The sequence below is a fragment of the Streptomyces sp. NPDC037242 genome, from assembly GCF_055604165.1.
Genome location: NZ_JBVJUY010000035.1, coordinates 1 through 17,688, shown reverse-complemented (window position 1 = coordinate 17,688; position 17,688 = coordinate 1). Strand labels below are relative to the sequence as shown.

The following is a 17,688-nucleotide window of genomic DNA, read 5'->3' as shown; positions in this document are numbered from 1 at the left end:
AAGACGACGACGGCCCCCGCTGCGCCTCTCAGCTGCAGCCCCAGCCGTCGGAGGTTTCACATGTCACCCATTTCCCGCGACACCGCGGACCCCCTCCATACCGAGGTCCTCCCGGACTCCCTCCGCGCCCTCGTTCCCGAGCACCCGATCGGCGTGAGCACCGCCGACGCCCGACCGCTGTCGGCCGCGCTGTTCCGGCGCCTGAAGACCCTGGAAGAGGGCACGCCGGAGTACTCGTACGTGCGCAACACCCTGGTCGAGCTCAACCTCAGCCTGGTGAAGTACACGGCACGCCGCTACCGCGCACGCCGGGAACCGCTGGACGACATCATCCAGGTCGGCACGATCGGCCTCATCAAAGCCATCAACCGGTACGACGTCGAACGCGGGATCGAATTCGCCACCTTCGCCATCCCCACCATCACCGGCGAGATCAAACGCTTCTTCCGTGACACCAGCTGGTCGGTGAAGGTTCCCAGACGCCTCCAGGAGCTCCGGCTCGACATCGCCAAGGCCTACGACGCCTTCGAACAGCGGCGGGGCTGCCGTCCGACCGAGCACGAGCTGGCGCTGAGCCTCGGAATCACGGACGCGGAGCTGACCGAGGGCCTGCTGGCCAGCAACGGCTACACCGCGGGCTCCCTGGAGGCACCTCTCGACGAGGACACGAACGTGACGCCGCTGCTGTCCTCGCTCGGCGCCGAGGAGGCGGCGTACGACCGCATCGAGTACCTGGAGACGCTCAAGCCCTTGCTGGCCTCCCTCAGCGAGCGCGACCGGCAGATCCTGGCCCTGCGATTCGGCGAGGAACTCACCCAGTCCGAGATCGGCGACCGGCTCGGCCTCTCCCAGATGCACGTCTCCCGGCTACTGAACCGGATCATGCAGCAGCTGAGGACCGGCCTTCTGACCGACGGGCCGACCGACGACGACCTGGCCGACGCAGACGCTCGCGCCGATCAACCGCCGCCCGAGGGCCGTCCGGGATCGCGGCCGGAACGACCGGCCAAGAAGCCGAGCCACCCGGCGCGCGGCCGACTGCCGTCGTCGGACCCCGGCGGCGAGGAGACCTCCAGCCACACGCACTTGCCGCCGTCCACCGGGACCGAACCCCACTCCCGGGCCAGCCGCTCCACGATGAGCATGCCGTGACCTCCCGGCAAGGACGGATCGGGCCTGGGGCGCCGCGTGGGAGCGACCGGGCTGTGGTCGGTCACCTCGATCCGCAGCCGCGCACCTGCACGGTGCATCAGCAGCGACCTCGGACCTCCACCGTGCAGGCAGGCGTTGGCCACCACCTCGGACACCAGCAGCAGCACGTCATCGACTGCCTCGGCGGCACCGTCACGGGACGCCCAGCTCCACTCCGCCAGCGTCCGGCGGGCGAAGTCCCGGCACCGACCGACAGCGTCCTGGGTGCCGTTCAGCACCAGGCTGCGGGTCTGATCGAGTGGCGGGCGATCGCCCATGATGCTCCTCCGCTACCTGACTCACCAGTGCTGCGCCCGGCCGGCGCTTCCTCCACGTCAGCGTGCACCGGGAAGAGCCGCATTCTCACTCCGTTCGCGCCTACCCCGGCGTACGCGGGCCCAATCGGGCCGTCCGGGGCAGAGCCCGGGAAAGGACCGGAACGGGTGATCGCGGTACCGGCGGTGCGCAGCTCGTAGACAGATGAACACCAGGAAAGGATCGCCATGACCAGCGGGGGCGTCGCCCGAACCGTGAAGGACTTCATGCCGCCTGAGGAGCCCTTCCGACACCCTGCCTTCTTCTACCGGGGCGAACGCGAGTACGTGGCCGCCGTGGTGCCGTTCATCAGGAACGGCACGGAGGCCGGAGAGCCCGTCGCCGTGGCCGTACCGCCGGGGAACCTCGAACTGATCAGGGCGGAGATCGGCGACTGGGACCCGGACCCGGCGGGGCCCGGTGTGCGCTTCCTCGACATGACGCAGGCGGGGCGCAACCCGGGCCGGATCATCCCCAGGGTTCTGCGGGCCTTCGCCGACGCCCAAGGATCCGGGCACGTCCGTATCGTCGGCGAGCCCGTGTGGCCGGGGCGTACCCCGCTGGAGTACCCGGCGTGCGTCCAGCACGAGGCCCTGATCAACGCCGCCTTCCACGGTCGGGACGTGACCATCCTGTGCCCGTACGACGCGGACCGCCTGCCCGCCGAGGCGCTCGCCGACGCGCGGGTCACCCATCCGACCGTCATGGAGAACAGCCGCGAGCGGGCGAGCGGCGTCTTCTCCCCCACCCGCGCCCTCGCGCTCGGCAACGAGCCGCTGGCCCACCCCGACGGCGCCCCCGCCTTCGACTTCGACGAGGGGCTCCTGCACGAGGCGCGACTCTTCGCCGACCGGACCGCCGCACGGCTCGGCGCGGCCGACGAGGACCGTGCGGCGGTTCTGCTGACCGTCGCCGAGCTGACGACCAACAGCGTGGTGCACGGCGGCGGGCGCGGAACCCTGCGGCTCTGGGCCGAAGAGGGCCAGCTGGTGTGCGACGTACGGGACGTCGGGCTGCTGCGCGATCCGCTCGCCGGTCGGGTACCGGCCCCGGTCGAACGGCCCGGAGGCCGCGGTCTGCTCCTCGTCAACGAGTTCGCCACGCTGGTCCGCATCCACACCGGCGCCGCGGGGACGACCGTCCGGGCCTATTTCGACTTGTGGCCGACGGCGCGGTGGCGGCCGGTCGCGATCTGAAAATGTCACCACTCCTCGCGCATTTCCGATACCGGGAGAGCCGCCCACGCGTGTTCTCGTAGCCGTGCGGTCTGCGGTGCGCGACCATACGGACGCCGATACGCCATGGCGCGCTGCGGGCGCGGGTCGCAATGCTCGACTCGGAAAGCAGAAAAGAGGAAGAGAGGAAGGCGGAAGGCCGAAAGGCGAAAGCGGGAAGCGAGAGCGGAAAGCGCTGAGCGCCAAGTGCCGAGCAGCCGGCAGGCGGAAACATCGAGACAGGAAGAAGGACGGACGTGTCCGGCAGCGACAGCGAGAACCCAGCGATCCCCTCCCCGACCCCCGCGCCGACCCGCCCCAGGACGAACCGGGACTGGTGGCCGAACCAACTCGACCTTCAGGTTCTCCACCAGCACTCGCCCCTGTCCAATCCGATGGGCGAGGACTTCGACTACGCGGAGGAGTTCAAGACCCTCGACGTCGACGCGCTGAAGCGGGACGTCTTCGAGGTCATGACGGCGTCGCAGGACTGGTGGCCCGCGGACTACGGCCACTACGGGCCGCTCTTCATCCGCATGAGCTGGCATGCCGCCGGCACGTACCGCATCGCCGACGGCCGGGGTGGCGGCGGCGCCGGCGCCCAGCGCTTCGCGCCCCTCAACAGCTGGCCGGACAACGCCAGCCTCGACAAGGCGCGCCGTCTGCTCTGGCCGGTCAAGCAGAAGTACGGTCGGAAGATCTCATGGGCCGATCTCCTGGTATTCGCCGGAAATTGCGCCATGGAATCCATGGGCTTCAAGACGTTCGGGTTCGGCTTCGGACGGGAGGACGTCTGGGAACCCGAGGAAATCTTCTGGGGACCCGAGGACACCTGGCTCGGAGACGAGCGCTACGTCGGCGACCGGGAACTCACCGGTCCTTTCGGCGCCGTGCAGATGGGGCTGATCTACGTCAATCCGGAAGGGCCCAACGGCAATCCGGATCCGGTCGCCGCCGCCCGGGACATCCGCGAGACGTTCGGCCGTATGGCGATGAACGACGAGGAGACGGCCGCCCTCATCATCGGCGGCCACACGTTCGGCAAGTGTCACGGTGCGGTCGATCCCGAGTACATCGGTCCGGAGCCCGAGGCCGGCCCCCTGGAGGAGCAGGGCCTCGGCTGGCGGAACACCTGCCGCAGCGGCATGGGCGTCGACACGCTCACCAGTGGTCTCGAAGGTGCGTGGACCACTGAGCCGACCAAGTGGGACAACGGGTACCTGGACAACCTGTTCCGGTACGACTGGGAGCTGACGACGAGCCCGGCCGGTGCGAAGCAGTGGACCCCCAAGGATCCCTCGGCCAAGGGCACCGTGCCCGATGCCCACGACCCGTCGAAGCGGCACGCTCCGATGATGCTGACGACCGACCTCTCGCTGAAGGTGGATCCGGTCTACGCTCCGATCGCGAAGCGCTTCCACGAGAACCCCGCTGAGCTCGCGGACGCCTTCGCCAAGGCCTGGTACAAGCTGCTGCACCGCGACATGGGCCCCCTCTCGCGCTACCTCGGCCCGTGGGTCGCCGCGCCGCAACTGTGGCAGGACCCCGTCCCCCGGGTCGACCACGAGCTGGTCTCGGACCAGGACGTCGCCGCCCTCAAGGGCACGATCCTCGCCTCCGGACTCTCCGTCTCCCAGCTGGTCACCACCGCTTGGGCGGCGGCCGCCAGCTTCCGCGGCACCGACATGCGCGGCGGGGCCAACGGGGCACGGATCCGGCTCGCGCCGCAGAAGGACTGGGAGTCCAATGCCCTGCCCGAGGTGACCGCGGCGGTGCAGGCCCTCGAAGGGATCCAGCAGGACTTCAACGGCTCGCAGGCCGGCGGAAAGAAGGTTTCGCTCGCGGACCTGATCGTGCTGGGTGGGTGCGCGGCCGTGGAGAAGGCCGCGAAGGACGCGGGGCACGACATCACGGTCCCGTTCGCGCCCGGGCGTACGGACGCCTCGCAGGAGCAGACCGACGTCGAGTCGTTCGCCGTGCTCGAACCGCGGGCGGACGCGTTCCGCAACTACCTACCGGCGGGGGAGAAGTTGTCGCCGGAGATGCTCATGCTGGACCGCGCCAACCTGTTGACGCTCACCGCACCGGAGATGACGGTTCTCATCGGCGGCATGCGGGCCCTGAACACCGGGTTCGATCAGTCGGCGCACGGCGCCCTCACCAAGCGGCCGCAGACGCTGACCAGCGACTTCTTCGTCAACCTGCTCGACATGGGTACGGAGTGGAAGGCGTCCACCTCGGCCGAGAACGTCTTCGAGGGCCGGGACCGCGTCACGGGCGAGGTCAAGTGGACGGCCACCGCCGTCGACCTCGTCTTCGGTTCGCACTCCCAGCTCCGCGCGATCTCGGAGGTCTACGCGTCCCAGGACGCGGGAGAGACGTTCGTACGTGATTTCGTGGCGGCGTGGGACAAGGTGATGAACCTCGACAGGTTCGACCTCGCCCTCGCCTGATCCCGGAACCCCGGCTGACGTCCCGGCCGGCCGCCCTCGGCCGACCGGGACGTCGCCGAGTTGTGCCGTTGTCGCAGGCGATGCCCTCGATACGGTCGCGGTGACAACACAACACGTCCTGACGGGGGTTACTGGATGTTGCCGGAGGTATTGGCAGGGCTGGCTGCCGCAGGTGGCACCGCGGTGGTCGAGGCGGCCATGTCGGATGCCTGGCCGGGGGTGCGGGACCAGGTGGCCAGGTTCTTCGGCCGCAGCAATGGCGCACGGGAGCAGGCGGAACTGGAGCGCTTGGACCGGACCGCCGAGGCCTTGGCCCATGCCGACGAAGGCGCCGTGGAGGAGGCCAGGACGCGTCAGGCGATCTCCTGGCAGACCCGGTTCGAGGTGTTCATGGAGGCCCTGCCCGAAGACCGGCGCGCTGAGGCCGCAGCAGAGTTGCGGGCGCTCATCGAAGCAGCAGCATCCCCACCCACCCCTCCCGGGCAGACCACCATTCGCAATGAGATCAGTGGCGGGACCCTGTACGGCCCTGTCCTGCAGGGCCGTGACTTCCACGGACAGACCTTCACCACCACGGCTTCGCCCCGGCTCGTAGCGCGGGACGTCCGGCAGACCGCGGACGGCGAGGAGGAAGCCGGAACGGACCGATGACCGCGGGCCGGGAGGCTGGGGACGTGGTCCACAACCACATCAGCGGGGGCCTGATCATCGGGTACGTGGTGCAAGGCCGGCACGTCACCGTGCACCTGCCGCCGCAGATCGTTCCCGCCCTCGCCGGCATCCCTGCCCCCTCCCGCGCGTTCGCCGGCCAAGCCCTCGCCGCAGCAACTGGTTCCCGGGAGGGGTCCTGTTCTACGACCTCCTCGGATACGACGACGAACGCCGGGTGCCACCCGAGCGCGCCCTCTACGGCTTCCTCAACGCACTCGGCGTACCGCCCGAGCACATTCGCGACGGACTGCAGGACCGCTCACGGCTCTATGCCTCGATCCTTGCCCAGTACGCCGAACAGGGCCGACGGGTTCTGGTCGTCATCGACAACGCCTCCGCCACGCACCAGGTCAAACCACTGCTCCCGGCCGACGGGACGACAGCTGTTCTCGTGACCTCTCGGCACACCCTCGCCGATCTGGGCGCCCGCCTGCACGATCTGAAGACCCTCAGCCCCGGTGCCGCACTGGATCCGTTGCGCAACGCCCTCCTCCGAGCCCACGGACGTACCGATACCCGGGTGGACGACTCCCCGGGGGACGCCGAGAGGATCGCGGAGCCGTGCGGGCACCTTCCCCTGGCTCTGCAGGTCGTCGCTTCCCTGCTCGCCGATCAGCCTGAGCGCACCCTGGGCAGGATGGCCGAGGACCTGGCGGACTCACGGTCCCGGCTCGACGAACTCGAACGCGAAGACCTGGGTGTCCGGGCGGCGTTCGACCTGTCGTTCCGCCACCTGCCTCGGGAGCAGGCGCACCTCTTCCGCCTGCTCCCGCTCGCACCCGGGCCCCACGTCTCGGTAGGAGCCGCCGCCTCGCCGGCCGATGTCCACGGACGCGCTGCGAGGCGCTGCTTGGAAGCACTCGGCCGCGCGCATCTGATCGAACCCGCGAGTGACGGCCTCTGGCGGATGCATGACCTTGTCCGCCTGTACGCGACGGAGCGACGCGCTGGAGTCCGCTGCGGCCATCCACAAGGAGTTGGGCGAACGTCGGCGCGAGTCGATGGCGCTCGGAGGCATCCGGCTCGTCCAGGGCCTACGCCATGCCAGAGGGGGAGACCTGGACGCCGCGTTCGACCTCTTGCTGGAGGTGATCGCTCCAGAGACGGCCCGCAGCGAGGGCCGCGGTCGGGCGTGGTGGCGTATCTTCCGCTTCCGGGGGAGATGACCTTCGGCCAGAGGTGAATCCTTTTCGGGGCTCCCCGACTCTTGTCTGTGTACCGGCCGAACGCGCCGGCAGAACCGGGAGGAACACCCATGATGGTCACTGGCCTCGTAGTGATCGGAGCCCTGCTCGTGGGCGCGTGCAGCTGGCACCTGGTGCGGCGCTACAAGAGCCGCGCATGAGCCGGCAGTTCTCGTGGCCGGACGAGCGGCTGATCAAGGCCGCTCAGGACGGCGACGTCGCTTCGCTCACCACCGTCGTCATGGAATCGCAGCCGCACGTGCGCAAGTTCGCCCTGTCGCTGTGCTCGTCGCCGCAGGACGCGGAGGATGCGGCTCAGGAGGCGCTGATCATCCTCTACCGGAAGATCGGCACCTTGCGGGCCACCGGCGCGCTCGCCTCGTGGATGTTCCGGATCGTGCGCAACGAATGCCTCCGGCAGGTACGGGTGCTCGTCTCGCGGAGCGACGAGCACCCGGCCGAACCGGAGACGGCCGCGGAACCGTCCGCCGAGGAGGCGGTGCTGCACCGGCTGGAGGTGGCACGGATCGCGGCCGCGGTCAGCGCCCTTCCCCGCGATCAGCGGCAGGTCCTGATCATGCGTGACGTCCAGGGCCTGCCCGGCAGGACCGTCGCCCATGCGCTCGGTCTGAGCAGCGCCGCGATGAAATCGCGGCTGCACCGGGCGCGCGCGGCGCTGCGCCACTCCCTGGAAGCGAACGGCCGGACACCGGATCCACTCATCGACCAGCCAGTCGGAGGAGGCTCACCACAATGAACTACGCCAGCAAGTCCGTCCCGCGCCACCTGGCGCGCGGCGCCATCGGGTTCGGGGTGATCGTCGGCTCGGTCGCCCTGGTGCCCGTCGCCGGCCCGGTCACCCTGCTGGCGGCGCCGCTGGCCCTGATCGCCTTCCGCGGCTGCCCCACCTGCTGGATGGTCGGCCTGGCGCAGACCATCTCCCGCGGCCGTCTGGAGCGCGAGTGTGCGGACGGCGTCTGCACCCTCACCAAGGCGCAGCCGGCGGCATAGTCCGGAAGGACGGAACTCCTCGACGGGGTGGCCCACAGGGTGTCTACTTCCCCCGACGAGGCGGGCACGCCAAGGGCGCGGGAACGGGGGCGCGGCATGGGGTCGGACCCAGCGGCGGAGCGCGAGAACGTCATCCGCGACGGCACCTTCCACATGCCGGTGATCCAGGCCGGAGGCGACGTCACCGTCCGCTTCCAGAACCCTGACGGCCGGGTCCCGCCGCCCGGCCCCGTGGTGAGCACCGCGCCGCCGTTCGGGCTGCGGGACCCCGGGCGACCGCTGCGCGGCCGGCACGAGGAGCTCGAACGCCTCACCCGGCTGCTCCGCGGGCCGTCCGACGGGACGGTCCACGTCCTGTGCGGGCCCGGCGGGTGCGGGAAGACCGCGCTCGCACTCGAAGCGGCGCACCGGGTGCCGTTCCGGCGCTGGTGGATCGACGCCCGGCACCGGTCCTCCCTGGAGACCGGGCTGCTGGCCGTCGCGCGCCGCCTGGGCGCTCCCCTGGACCACGGCACCGGTGACCCGGCGGACGGCCTGTGGGACCGGCTGACGCACCTCGAAGCACCCTGGCTGCTCGTGGTGGACAACGCCGACGACCCCTCCGTCCTGGACGGCAACGGCCGGCTGGCCGCCGGTACGGGATGGGTCCGGCCCCACCTCGCCCCGTACGGGCACGTCATCGTCACCAGCCGCGACGCCGCCCGGAGCACCTGGGGGGCTGCCTGCGCCCCGCACCGCCTCGGCATCCTCGGGGATCGGGACGCGGCCCGGGTGCTGCTGGACCACGCCGGCTCCGGCGCGGGAGGACCGGCGGAAGCCGCCGGGCTGGCGCGGCGGCTGGGCGGGCTGCCGCTGGCCCTGCGCACCGCGGGACAGTACCTCGCGGAGGCGACGGCCGTGCCCGACTCGTTCCGCGGGGCCACCGTGCCCACCGGGTTCTCGGCGTACCGGGAGGCCCTGGACTCCGGGCCCGAACTGCTCGACCCTGACGGGTCCCTCGCGAGCACCTGGGGGCTCTCCCTCGACCTGCTGGACCGGCGCGGCCTGCCCCGGGCCCGCGGCCTGCTCGGGCTGCTCTGCGTCTTCGCGGACGCCCCCGTGCCGTACGCCCTCCTCCTGCACCCGCCGACGCTCGCGGCCGAGGACCGCTTCAGCGGCCTCGACGGCCCGGGCCTGTGGAGCCACCTGCGGGCCACTGCCGACTTCGGGCTCTTCGACCTGCCCGTGCCCGAGGACGACGCCCCCCACCTGCTGTACCTCCATCCGCTGGTCCGCGCCTTCAACGCCGACCGCTCCCTGCTCCCGCTCGCCGTCCGGCTGCTGAGCCGCGCGGCCGGAGCCGACCGTTCCGCCGACCCCCACGAGGCGCAGCGGGGACCGGACTGGAACGTGCTCGCGGCGCACGCCCGCCACTTGGCACGGTGCGCCGTCGAGACGGACGCCGCCGACGCCGTGGTCGAACCCGCCCTCACCGCCGCGCTCGGGGCTGCCGTGCACCACCGCGACAGCGGGCTGTTCCAACAGGCCCACGCCGACATTGAGTTCGTGCGCGACGCCGCGGAGCGCCGCTGGGACCGCGAGCACCCGGTCGTCCAGGCGGCCGCCCATGCCCGCGCGACGACGCTGCGGACGATGGGCCGGCTGCGGGAGGCCGAGGACGGGCTGCGCGAGGTGGTGGAGGTGCGCCGCCGTACGTCGGGAGAGCGGCACCCCGCCACCCTGGCCGCCCGGCACGACCTCGGCGCGGTCCTGAACTCCCTGGCCCGGCGCTCGGAGGCCCGGGCGGAGTTCGAGTTCGTGCTCCGCGCCCGGGTGGAGCTCCTCGGCGAGCGGCATCCCGTCACGCTCAGGACCCGGCACCGGCTGGCCCGGGTGCTCTTCGCCCAGGGGGCGTACGCCGAGTCGCTCGCCGAGTTCGACGCGGTGCTCGCCGGGCCGGGCCCACGCGCCGACGACCCCGCCTCCCTGACCACGCGTCACCACCGGGCCAGGGTGCTGCTGGCCCAGGGGGACGTGGAGAAGGCGACGGAGGAGTTCGAGGCACTGCTCCGCGACCGGCGGCGCCGGCTCGGCCCGGACCACCCCCTGGTGACCACCGCTCGGCACAACCTCGCCCTGGCCTTCCTGGCCCGGGGCCGCTGCGAGGACGCCGAACACGAGCTGCGTGCCGTCCTGTCGGACCAGCGGAAGGCCTTCGGCGAAAGCCACTACTACACACTCGCCACCCGCCACGAGCTCGCCCGGGCCGTCTTCGCCCAGGGCCGCGGCGAGGAGGCCGAACCGGAGACCGCCCTGGTCCTCGCCGCGCAACGCGAGGTGCTCGGCGACGACCACTCCTACACCCTGGCCACCCGCCACACCCATGCCGAGATCCTCGCCGCGTCGGGCCGCACCGCGCAGGCGGCCGCGGAGCTCGCGCAGGTCCTCGACCGCCGCACGCGGACCCTGGGCGCGGACCACCCGCAGACCCGTGCCACGCGCACCGCCCTGCACGCGATCGCGCCCGCGGCCGGCGCCGGGCGGGCCTGAGGCGGCGGGCCCGAGGCGGGGCGCGGAGGCGTACTTCCTTGCGCGGCCGGGCTCCTGCATCATGGCCCGGCACCGGAGTGCACCCGCGCGGGCCTTCCCGCGTCCCGTAACCGACCGCGACCCGGAGGCCCGTGTGCCGACCCACGACCAGGCAGGGCGCGACGAGCTGTACCTCGACCCGTACCCGCTGTACGCCCGCGCCCGCAGGGCCGAGGGGCTGACCTACGTACCCGAGTTCGACGCGTGGCTGGTCGCGCGGGACAAGGACGTACGCGAGGTGCTGCTGCGCCCCGAGGACTTCTCCTCGGTCAACTCCCTGCTCCCGGACGTCCAGTTGTCGCAAGCGGCACTGGGCATCCTGCCGCAGGGGTTCGGACCGCGTCCCACCGTCGTCAGCACGGACGGCGCGGAGCACAGGCGGCACCGGGCGGTACTCAACCGCGGGCTGTCCTCCGCGCGCGTGGCGGCCCTGCTGCCGTACGCCCGGGAGTGTGCACGGGAGTTGGTGGACGGCATCGCCGCGGACGGGTCGGCGGAGCTCGTGGAAGCGTACGCCCGCCGGCTGCCCGGGCTGGTGATCGGCCGGCTGATCGGACTGGACCCGGCGGACGTGCCCGCCGCGGTGCACGGCGGGTACCGGGCCGAAGAGCTGCTGTTCCGGCCGATGCCTCCGCAGGAGCAGGCGGCCGCCGCTGCGGACGTGGTCGCGCTCCAGCACCTGCTGGACGGGTACCTGCGCGACCGGCGTACCGCTCCCCGGGACGATCTGTGCTCGACGATGGTGGCGGCTCTGGCTCCCGGCACCGGTGAACTCACCCTGGAGCAGCGTCACGAGCTGGTGGCGAGCCTCCAGAACCTCCTGATCGCCGGATTCCTCACCACCAGCGCGATGATCGGCAGCACCCTGCTGCACCTGCTGCGCGACCGGTCGCAGTGGGAGATGCTGTGCGCCGATCCGGCGCTGATCCCGGCGGCCGTGGAGGAGGCGGCACGCTACGACACGGCCGTGCAGGCCTTCCGCCGCACCGCCACCCGGCCGGTGTCGCTCGCCGGGACGAAGCTGCCGGCCGGTGCCCATGTGCTGGTCGCCTACGGTTCGGCGAACCGCGACGAGGACCGCCACGAGCGGGCCGACCGGTTCGACATCAGCCGCCCCGCCGGCCACCACCTGGCTTTCGGCCACGGACCGCACGGCTGCCCCGGCTCCCAGTTGGGCCGCGAACAACTGCGCCTGACCCTGGAGCTGTTGACCTCCCGCCTGCCGGGTCTGCGGCTGGATCCCGGCGCCCCTTCGCCGACCATGCGGCCCACCTTGATCCATCGCTCGCCCCGGGCCCTGCACGCGATCTGGTGAACCTCACCGTTTGCTGGACAGGAACTCTTTGAACACGCGGGTGGAGCGGGGGTTCTTGCTGCACTGCCACACGCCGTGCGGGCAGTAGTCCGTGATGCTGTGGTACATCGGCTTCTGCTTGGCGATCCAGGCCAGCATGCGCCGCATGTACTCCGGGTTGTCGCCGTTCCGGAAGAGCCCCCACTCGGGGTACGAGATCCGCTTGCCGTGCGCCCTCGCGAAGTCGACCTGATGCTGGAGTCCGTAGGGCTGGTTGATCTGCTCGTCGAAGGTGTTGCCGGGCGGCTGGTCGTAGGAGTCCATGCCGATGATGTCGACCACGTCGTCGCCGGGGTAGCACCTGGTCCAGGGGACCGCGTCACTGCCGCGGTTGGGGGCGAAGTCGAAGCGGAACCGCTGCCCCTCCACGGCGCGCATGGCCGACACGATGTTGCGCCAGTACTGCTTCCAGCTCTCGGGGTCGGGGCTGCACCGGTGGGTGTAGTTGAAGCCGTTCATCTCCCAGCCGAGCACGATCACCGTGTCCGGCACCCCGAGGGCGACCAGGCGCTGGGCCAGCCGGTGGAAGTGGTGGTCGAACTCCCCCTCCGCGCCGGCGCGGATCAGCTCGGCGACCCGTTCGTCGGGGACGCCGGCCTCGTTCTCCTCCTGCATGGGCACGTTCAGGACGAACAGCCGATCGGCTCCCGCCTTGCGCCACCGTGCCCAGCTGCGCAAGGAGTCGGGCTCACCCTCGATGTTCGCCCAGGTGTCGCCGGGCAGGTAGGTGTGCCCGGCGCGCAGTTCGGTACCGCCGAGCCAGCGCGAGAGGTCCCGCATCCTCTCGACGCCGGGCGAGCCGTAGTGGAGGTAGGCGCCCACGGCGACCTTGGGCCCGGTTTTGCCGCCGGAAGCCTCTTCGGGCGGCGTGGCGACGGCGCCGCCGGTGGCGAGCAGACAGGCGGCGGCGACCGTAGCTATGCAGGCGCCGGCCAGGCGGCGGCCTCGATGGGACATGACGTCTCCATAACCTTCGCGATCCGATGTGATGTGTCCGGCATCGACGTTAGCCATCTCATCCTCACGGCTGCCTCCCCTGTGTCCCGATCCTGGGCCATTCGCGGCAGCCGACGGCCTGCGTCTGGCCCGACCAGGTGCAGGTGGCGCGCGTGCCGGGCGCCGCGCGCACCGGGCGTCGGGTTCACCCGGTCGGGGTGGGTCGGGAGGTGACTACGGCGAGGTGTGCGGGGATGGCCGGCTGATGGGTGCAGGCTCGGCGGACGTCCCCGTGCGGCTCGGTGGGCGTCCCCGTGCGGCTCGGTGGAGGCGGTCCATGCCCGGTGCTCGGCCTTTCCTCAGGACCGGCCGCGCATTCGTCGTCGCTGCGGCGGCCGGCTGTCTGGTCGGGCTGGTCGGCGGCGCCTTCCGGTGGTGCCTGGAGCACGCCGACAAGCTGCGCGCCTCGCTGGTGGGGACTGCCGCAGGTCTGGGCGTCGTGGGGTGGCTGGTCCCGGTCGCACTCTGCGCGGTGGGCGCGGCGGTGGCGTGTGCGATCGCCCAACGGGTCCCGCACGCGGCGGGCAGCGGGATCCAGCACGTGGAAGCCGTGTGGCGGCAGGAGTCCGATCAGCATTCGCTGTGGCTGGTACCGGCGAAGTTCGTCGGCGGGGTCATCGCCATCGGCTCGGGCCTGGTCCTGGGGCGGGAGGGTCCGCTCGTCCACATGGGCGCCGCGATCGGGTCCGTGGCCGGTCATCGCGGCCGGCTGGACGCCGAGGACGCACGCCTGGTCCACACCGCGCTCGGCGGGGCGGGACTGGCGGCGGCGTTCATCGCTCCGCTGGGCGGGCTGCTGTTCGTCTGCGAGGAGGTGACCCGCACGATCAGGCCCCGCCTGGTGCTGTTGACGCTCGTCGGCACCGTCGCCGCGGTGGTCTGCTCCCTGTTCGTCGTGGGGGGCGAGCCCGTACTCCCGATGCCGGACGTCCCCGACCCGCCCGTGTGGATGCTGCCGGTCTTCCTGCTGTTCGGCGTGGCCGCCGGGGCGCTGGGCGCCGCGTACAGCGCCCTGGTCGTACGGACCCTGGAGGTGTGCGACGGGCTGACCCGGGTGCCGCTCACCGTCCGGGCGGCAGCCATCGGTGCCGTGGTCGGAGCGCTCATGGCCATCGATCCGCTCCTGGCCGGCGGCGGCGACCCGCTGAGCCTGCGCCTGCTGGCGGGCGGCAGCATGACGGTGGGGGCTCTGGTGGCCTACCTCGCCGTCCGGTTCGTGGCGGGCCCGCTCAGCTACGCGGCCGCGACGCCCGGCGGGTTGTTCGCCCCGCTGCTGGCGCTGGGGGCCCTGTGGGGAACCCTCGCCCACGCGCTCGCCTCCCCTCTCCTGTCGGACCACGCGGCGGGTCCCGCCGCGTTCGCCGCGGTGGGGATGGCGGCCCTGTTCGCGGGGGTCGTGCGGGCGCCGCTCACGGGCGCCGTCCTGGTCGTGGAGATGACCGGCACGTCCGTGCTGCTGGTCCCGCTGCTGATCGCCTGTTTCGCCGCGACCGTGACCGCGGACTGGCTGGAGAGCGAACCGATCTACGACAGCCTGCGGCGCCGGATGCTCGAACGCCCCTGAAGGAGGGACGGCGCCCCGGTTCCGGCGCGAAGATCGTCAAGCAGTAGGCTCGGCCCGCAACACGACGCGAGGGGATGCCGAATGGCGCGGGTTGCAGTGGTCGGTGCGGGTATCAGCGGGCTGGGGACGGCGCTCATGCTGGGACGGCGGGGCCACAGGGTCACGTTGTTCGAGCAGGACGCCCGGCAGGCCGGAGAGGACCTGCACCGGGACTTCTTCCACTGGCGCAGGCCCCGGAGCCCGCACGCCGTCCAGCCCCACTCGCTCCTCGCGCCGGTACGCACCGTACTGCGCGCCGAAATACCTGATGTCTACGCCGACTTGCTGGCACGCGGAGCCCGTGAGTACCACGAGTTCGACTGGTTCGGCGAGCATCCCCCGCATCGGGCCGGCGACGAGGACCTGGTGACCCTGCGCACCCGCCGCATCGTGCTGGAGGCCGCCCTGACCGCGGCCGTGCGGCGGGAACCCGCCGTTGAGGTGCGGCAGGGCCGCCGGGTGACTGGCCTCACCTTCCGGGAGGGCGCCCCGCCGCGGGTCACCGGCGTACGAGTGGGCGAGGAGGTGCACCGGGCGGACCTCGTCATCGATGCGTCCGGACGTCGCTCGCCGGTTCCCGCCTGGCTCGTCGCGGCCGGCTGCCACCCGCCCGTGGTCGACAGCCACCGCACCGAGATCGCCTACCTGTGCCGCTGGTACCGCCTGCGCGCCGACGGCCCGCGCGACCCCGGGCGGGTGAAGACCGGCTCGGCGGCACCGTTCGCGATTGCGGGCGTCTTCCCTTCCGACAACGACACCTTCGCCATCCACGTGGTGCTCGCCACGGCCGATCCGACCCGCGGCGCGCTCACCGACCCCGACGTGTTCGAGGCTGCCGCCCGCCGCTTCCCCGCCACTGCGGCCTGGCTCGACCTGGACCCCGAACCGCAGTCCGCCGTACTGGCGATGGGCGGCCTGGACAACCGCTGGACCTCCCTCGTGGACGATGCGGGACCCGTCGTCACCGGCCTGGTCAACGCCGGGGACAGCCTCATCCACACCAACCCCACTTCGGGCCACGGCGTGTCCCTCGGCCTGCGCGCCGCCCAGTACCTCGCCACCCATGTGGACCGGATCGCGGCGGACCCCACCAGCTACCACACCTGGACGACGCAGAGCCTGCGCCCGTGGTTCGACGCGCAGGTGACGGCCGACCGCACCACCGGGCAGCGCCTCGCCGAGAGCGCGGCACCATCGGACCGGCGGGCCGCCGCCGTGGGTGCCTGCGCCTTCGACGATCCCGTCGTGATGAGGGCCCGGGCCCAGGTACGCCATCTCGTGCGACCGGCACGCGACGCCTACGGCACCGACGAGGTGGAACGGCACGTCACCGCCTGGCTGGCGGCCAACCCCGAGTTCTCGCCGCGGTACGACGGCCCGACCCGCGACCAGTGGGACGCAGTCGTCCCGGGCTGACCGTTTGCCAGCCGACCGACGCGAGAGACCCCCGTACGGCCGGTGCGGGGGTCTCTCGCGTCGGTCGGCGGTGACGCTCCGAAGGACGTGGTCAGGCCGCGGCGTCCCAGGCGGTCGTCATGCCGTCCAGCCACGCCGGCGGCAGCTCCGCGGCGTCCCATTCCTCGCGGAGCTCCTGCGGCACGGCGATGAGCCGCTCCAGCACGGCGATGCTCGTGGCGGAGTGGAGGAGCGAGTAGCGGCCGTGCACCGTGATGGCACTGCCCGGTCCGTACGCCGCGAACAGGCGCTCCAGCCGGGCCCGGTGGGCCGCGGCGAACTGCATCAGCCGCCCGGCGTACCCGGCCCGCTGCCGGGGGCTCATCGTGCCGAGGACGGCGCCGAGCACCTCTTCGGTGACCTCCGGGTCCAGGTCCGAGTCCGCGGTGAACGACAGGTACAGAGGCGTCAGCGCCACGCGCGCCCGCTCCACCTCCACCCGCCCGGCCCGCGGGTGCTCCCCCGCCGGTCCCTGCTGCCCGTCGGCTCCGACGACCCGTAGCAGGGTCCGCTCGGCGACGGTGCCGAGCTCCTCCAGGAGGTCGCCGGCGCCGTCGAGCCAGCCCGCCTCGTACGCCTCGCCCTTGTCCCCCGGCGCGCTCCGGCCGCCGCCGCTCAGCTCCTGGTGCGCGAGGGCCAGCGCACCCGCTTCCAGCAGCCCGATCAGTTGCCGCGCGTCATCGGAGGGTACGCCCGTCCGCGCGAGGAGTTGCAGCAGCGTCGTCCTCGCGTTGTCGACACTGGCCTCGTCCAGCCACTGCCGTCCCTCATCGGCCGCGCCCATCACATCCTCCTCATCGCTCGGGTAGTGCCGTGTGTCCAACGAGATAGCTCCCTTCGACGGTCCAACGCCCGACGGCCGGATTGTGCTCCCCGGCGACACAGCCGGTCGGGCCTCGGCACCGATCTCCGCCACCGGCATCCAATCAGGCGGGGACGCGGAGCTGCGACCGCCCGTCGTACCCACGCCGGGATGTCATGACGGGGGGCGTGCTCGGTCAGTCGGAAATCCCGAGATGAAGGATGGTGGCCCAGTCGCTGGTGACCAGCAGCAAGCTGCGCCACCCTATGTCGCCAGCGCGCGGGGCGCTGACGTCGGCGGTGCTTCGGACGGGCCCCAGATGGGCTTCGATGAGGTCGGCGAGGCCGTCGGCGAGTTCGCCTGCCCGCCGGATCTCGGCGGGCGTGCGCACGCCGGGGTCCGAGAACCTGACGGCGGGCTGCATGAACCCCTCGGTCACCGTTTGCCGGAATATGTCCCGCCAGGCCTGTGGTGACTCGAACTCGACCGGCATTCCCACCTGGTGCCCACTGGCCCCCGCGTCGCACACGGCTTGAGCGAGACCCTCCAACCAGCCATGCCCAGCTGTGGTCCCAGCCACTGGCACTACAGGGAAGAGCTCTACGGACGACACGTGGTTGCAGTCGTCGAGGAGTTCCTCCAGTGGTTCGGCTGCGGCCGACACTGCGTCCGGAGCGTCGAGTGGGTTCAGCATGGGCGTCTGGGTCCTCTGTGCGGTTCCGGGCTTCGGTAACGTCCGCGGGGGGGGGGGGGGGGGGGGGGGGGGGGGGGGGGGGGGGGGGGGGGGGGGGGGGGGGGGGGGGGGGGGGGGGGGGGGGGGGGGGGGGGGGG

The 17,688-nt window shown here is 72.0% G+C and carries 15 protein-coding genes and 1 pseudogene; 10 read left to right on the top strand and 6 right to left on the bottom strand.

What is annotated here, in order from left to right; translation table 11 throughout:
• Nucleotides 1-60: 60 nt before the first annotated feature.
• Nucleotides 61-915, top strand: a pseudogene (locus tag ACZ7GJ_RS31500) (SigB/SigF/SigG family RNA polymerase sigma factor); the annotation flags it as partial.
• A gap of 44 nt (nt 916-959) precedes the next feature.
• On the opposite strand, the gene ACZ7GJ_RS31495 reads toward ACZ7GJ_RS31500, so the two are convergent.
• Nucleotides 960-1,469: an ATP-binding protein gene (locus tag ACZ7GJ_RS31495; RefSeq protein WP_470756385.1), complete on the bottom strand. Its 510-nt coding sequence runs from the start codon at nt 1,467-1,469 to the stop codon at nt 960-962.
• Nucleotides 1,470-1,694: 225 nt separating this feature from the next.
• On the opposite strand from ACZ7GJ_RS31495, the gene ACZ7GJ_RS31490 reads away from it, so the two are divergent.
• The 3 genes from ACZ7GJ_RS31490 (at nt 1,695) to ACZ7GJ_RS31480 (ending at nt 5,824) form a co-directional block, all read left to right on the top strand.
• Nucleotides 1,695-2,702, top strand: a complete 1,008-nt coding sequence (locus ACZ7GJ_RS31490; RefSeq protein WP_470756383.1) for an anti-sigma factor RsbA family regulatory protein — start codon at nt 1,695-1,697, stop codon at nt 2,700-2,702.
• 275 nt (nt 2,703-2,977) lie between these two features.
• Nucleotides 2,978-5,173, top strand: coding sequence for a catalase/peroxidase HPI (gene katG, locus ACZ7GJ_RS31485; protein ID WP_470756381.1), 2,196 nt, complete (start codon nt 2,978-2,980; stop codon nt 5,171-5,173).
• Between the two features lie 135 nt (nt 5,174-5,308).
• Complete coding sequence (locus tag ACZ7GJ_RS31480) at nt 5,309-5,824, top strand: hypothetical protein (protein ID WP_470756379.1); 516 nt, start codon at nt 5,309-5,311, stop codon at nt 5,822-5,824.
• Between the two features lie 319 nt (nt 5,825-6,143).
• Here ACZ7GJ_RS31480 and ACZ7GJ_RS31475 read toward each other — a convergent pair whose 3' ends face one another.
• A complete protein-coding gene (locus tag ACZ7GJ_RS31475) occupies nt 6,144-6,386 on the bottom strand; it encodes a hypothetical protein (protein ID WP_470756377.1) in 243 nt (80 codons plus the stop codon).
• Nucleotides 6,387-6,542: 156 nt separating this feature from the next.
• Complete coding sequence (locus tag ACZ7GJ_RS31470) at nt 6,543-6,758, bottom strand: hypothetical protein (protein ID WP_470756376.1); 216 nt, start codon at nt 6,756-6,758, stop codon at nt 6,543-6,545.
• Between the two features lie 467 nt (nt 6,759-7,225).
• Here ACZ7GJ_RS31470 and ACZ7GJ_RS31465 point away from each other — a divergent pair, with 467 nt between their 5' ends.
• The 4 genes from ACZ7GJ_RS31465 (at nt 7,226) to ACZ7GJ_RS31450 (ending at nt 11,962) form a co-directional block, all read left to right on the top strand.
• Nucleotides 7,226-7,825: an RNA polymerase sigma factor gene (locus ACZ7GJ_RS31465; RefSeq protein WP_470756374.1), complete on the top strand. Its 600-nt coding sequence runs from the start codon at nt 7,226-7,228 to the stop codon at nt 7,823-7,825.
• On the top strand, nt 7,822-8,079 hold the full coding sequence (locus tag ACZ7GJ_RS31460) for a hypothetical protein (protein WP_470756372.1): 258 nt from the start codon (nt 7,822-7,824) through the stop codon (nt 8,077-8,079). The genes ACZ7GJ_RS31465 and ACZ7GJ_RS31460 overlap by 4 nt, the downstream gene beginning before the upstream one ends.
• Before the next feature lie 96 nt (nt 8,080-8,175).
• A complete protein-coding gene (locus tag ACZ7GJ_RS31455; RefSeq protein WP_470756371.1) occupies nt 8,176-10,608 on the top strand; it encodes a tetratricopeptide repeat protein in 2,433 nt (810 codons plus the stop codon).
• A 133-nt stretch (nt 10,609-10,741) separates the two neighbouring features.
• Nucleotides 10,742-11,962: a cytochrome P450 gene (locus ACZ7GJ_RS31450; RefSeq protein ID WP_470756369.1), complete on the top strand. Its 1,221-nt coding sequence runs from the start codon at nt 10,742-10,744 to the stop codon at nt 11,960-11,962.
• 3 nt (nt 11,963-11,965) lie between these two features.
• Here ACZ7GJ_RS31450 and ACZ7GJ_RS31445 read toward each other — a convergent pair whose 3' ends face one another.
• Nucleotides 11,966-12,958 carry a glycoside hydrolase family 26 protein gene (locus ACZ7GJ_RS31445; protein WP_470756367.1) on the bottom strand — a complete coding sequence of 331 codons (993 nt, stop codon included), beginning with the start codon at nt 12,956-12,958 and terminating at the stop codon, nt 11,966-11,968.
• A 316-nt stretch (nt 12,959-13,274) separates the two neighbouring features.
• Between ACZ7GJ_RS31445 and ACZ7GJ_RS31440 the strand changes: the two genes are divergently transcribed.
• Nucleotides 13,275-14,561 (top strand): chloride channel protein, encoded by a 1,287-nt coding sequence (locus tag ACZ7GJ_RS31440; protein ID WP_470756366.1) that lies wholly within the window; start codon nt 13,275-13,277, stop codon nt 14,559-14,561.
• Between the two features lie 81 nt (nt 14,562-14,642).
• Nucleotides 14,643-16,016, top strand: a complete 1,374-nt coding sequence (locus ACZ7GJ_RS31435; RefSeq protein WP_470756364.1) for an FAD-dependent oxidoreductase — start codon at nt 14,643-14,645, stop codon at nt 16,014-16,016.
• A 91-nt stretch (nt 16,017-16,107) separates the two neighbouring features.
• Here the strand turns inward: ACZ7GJ_RS31435 and ACZ7GJ_RS31430 are convergent, their stop codons facing one another.
• Together ACZ7GJ_RS31430 and ACZ7GJ_RS31425 are read right to left on the bottom strand one after the other, a co-directional pair.
• On the bottom strand, nt 16,108-16,839 hold the full coding sequence (locus tag ACZ7GJ_RS31430; protein WP_470756362.1) for a hypothetical protein: 732 nt from the start codon (nt 16,837-16,839) through the stop codon (nt 16,108-16,110).
• A 214-nt stretch (nt 16,840-17,053) separates the two neighbouring features.
• Nucleotides 17,054-17,350 (bottom strand): hypothetical protein, encoded by a 297-nt coding sequence (locus ACZ7GJ_RS31425; protein WP_470756360.1) that lies wholly within the window; start codon nt 17,348-17,350, stop codon nt 17,054-17,056.
• Between the last annotated feature and the right edge of the window lie 338 nt (nt 17,351-17,688).

Bases quoted from the DNA above. Each gene is read 5' to 3' on its own strand.
- ACZ7GJ_RS31460 (WP_470756372.1), top strand. From the start codon at position 7,822: ATGAACTACGCCAGCAAGTCCGTCCCGCGCCACCTGGCGCGCGGCGCC.
- ACZ7GJ_RS31425 (WP_470756360.1), bottom strand. From the start codon at position 17,350: ATGCCGGTCGAGTTCGAGTCACCACAGGCCTGGCGGGACATATTCCGG.
- ACZ7GJ_RS31480 (WP_470756379.1), top strand. From the start codon at position 5,309: ATGTTGCCGGAGGTATTGGCAGGGCTGGCTGCCGCAGGTGGCACCGCG.
- ACZ7GJ_RS31440 (WP_470756366.1), top strand. From the start codon at position 13,275: ATGCCCGGTGCTCGGCCTTTCCTCAGGACCGGCCGCGCATTCGTCGTC.
- ACZ7GJ_RS31490 (WP_470756383.1), top strand. From the start codon at position 1,695: ATGACCAGCGGGGGCGTCGCCCGAACCGTGAAGGACTTCATGCCGCCT.
- ACZ7GJ_RS31435 (WP_470756364.1), top strand. From the start codon at position 14,643: ATGGCGCGGGTTGCAGTGGTCGGTGCGGGTATCAGCGGGCTGGGGACG.
- ACZ7GJ_RS31495 (WP_470756385.1), bottom strand. From the start codon at position 1,469: ATGGGCGATCGCCCGCCACTCGATCAGACCCGCAGCCTGGTGCTGAAC.
- ACZ7GJ_RS31445 (WP_470756367.1), bottom strand. From the start codon at position 12,958: ATGTCCCATCGAGGCCGCCGCCTGGCCGGCGCCTGCATAGCTACGGTC.
- ACZ7GJ_RS31470 (WP_470756376.1), bottom strand. From the start codon at position 6,758: ATGCGCGCGGCCGAGTGCTTCCAAGCAGCGCCTCGCAGCGCGTCCGTG.
- ACZ7GJ_RS31465 (WP_470756374.1), top strand. From the start codon at position 7,226: ATGAGCCGGCAGTTCTCGTGGCCGGACGAGCGGCTGATCAAGGCCGCT.
- ACZ7GJ_RS31430 (WP_470756362.1), bottom strand. From the start codon at position 16,839: ATGGGCGCGGCCGATGAGGGACGGCAGTGGCTGGACGAGGCCAGTGTC.
- ACZ7GJ_RS31455 (WP_470756371.1), top strand. From the start codon at position 8,176: ATGGGGTCGGACCCAGCGGCGGAGCGCGAGAACGTCATCCGCGACGGC.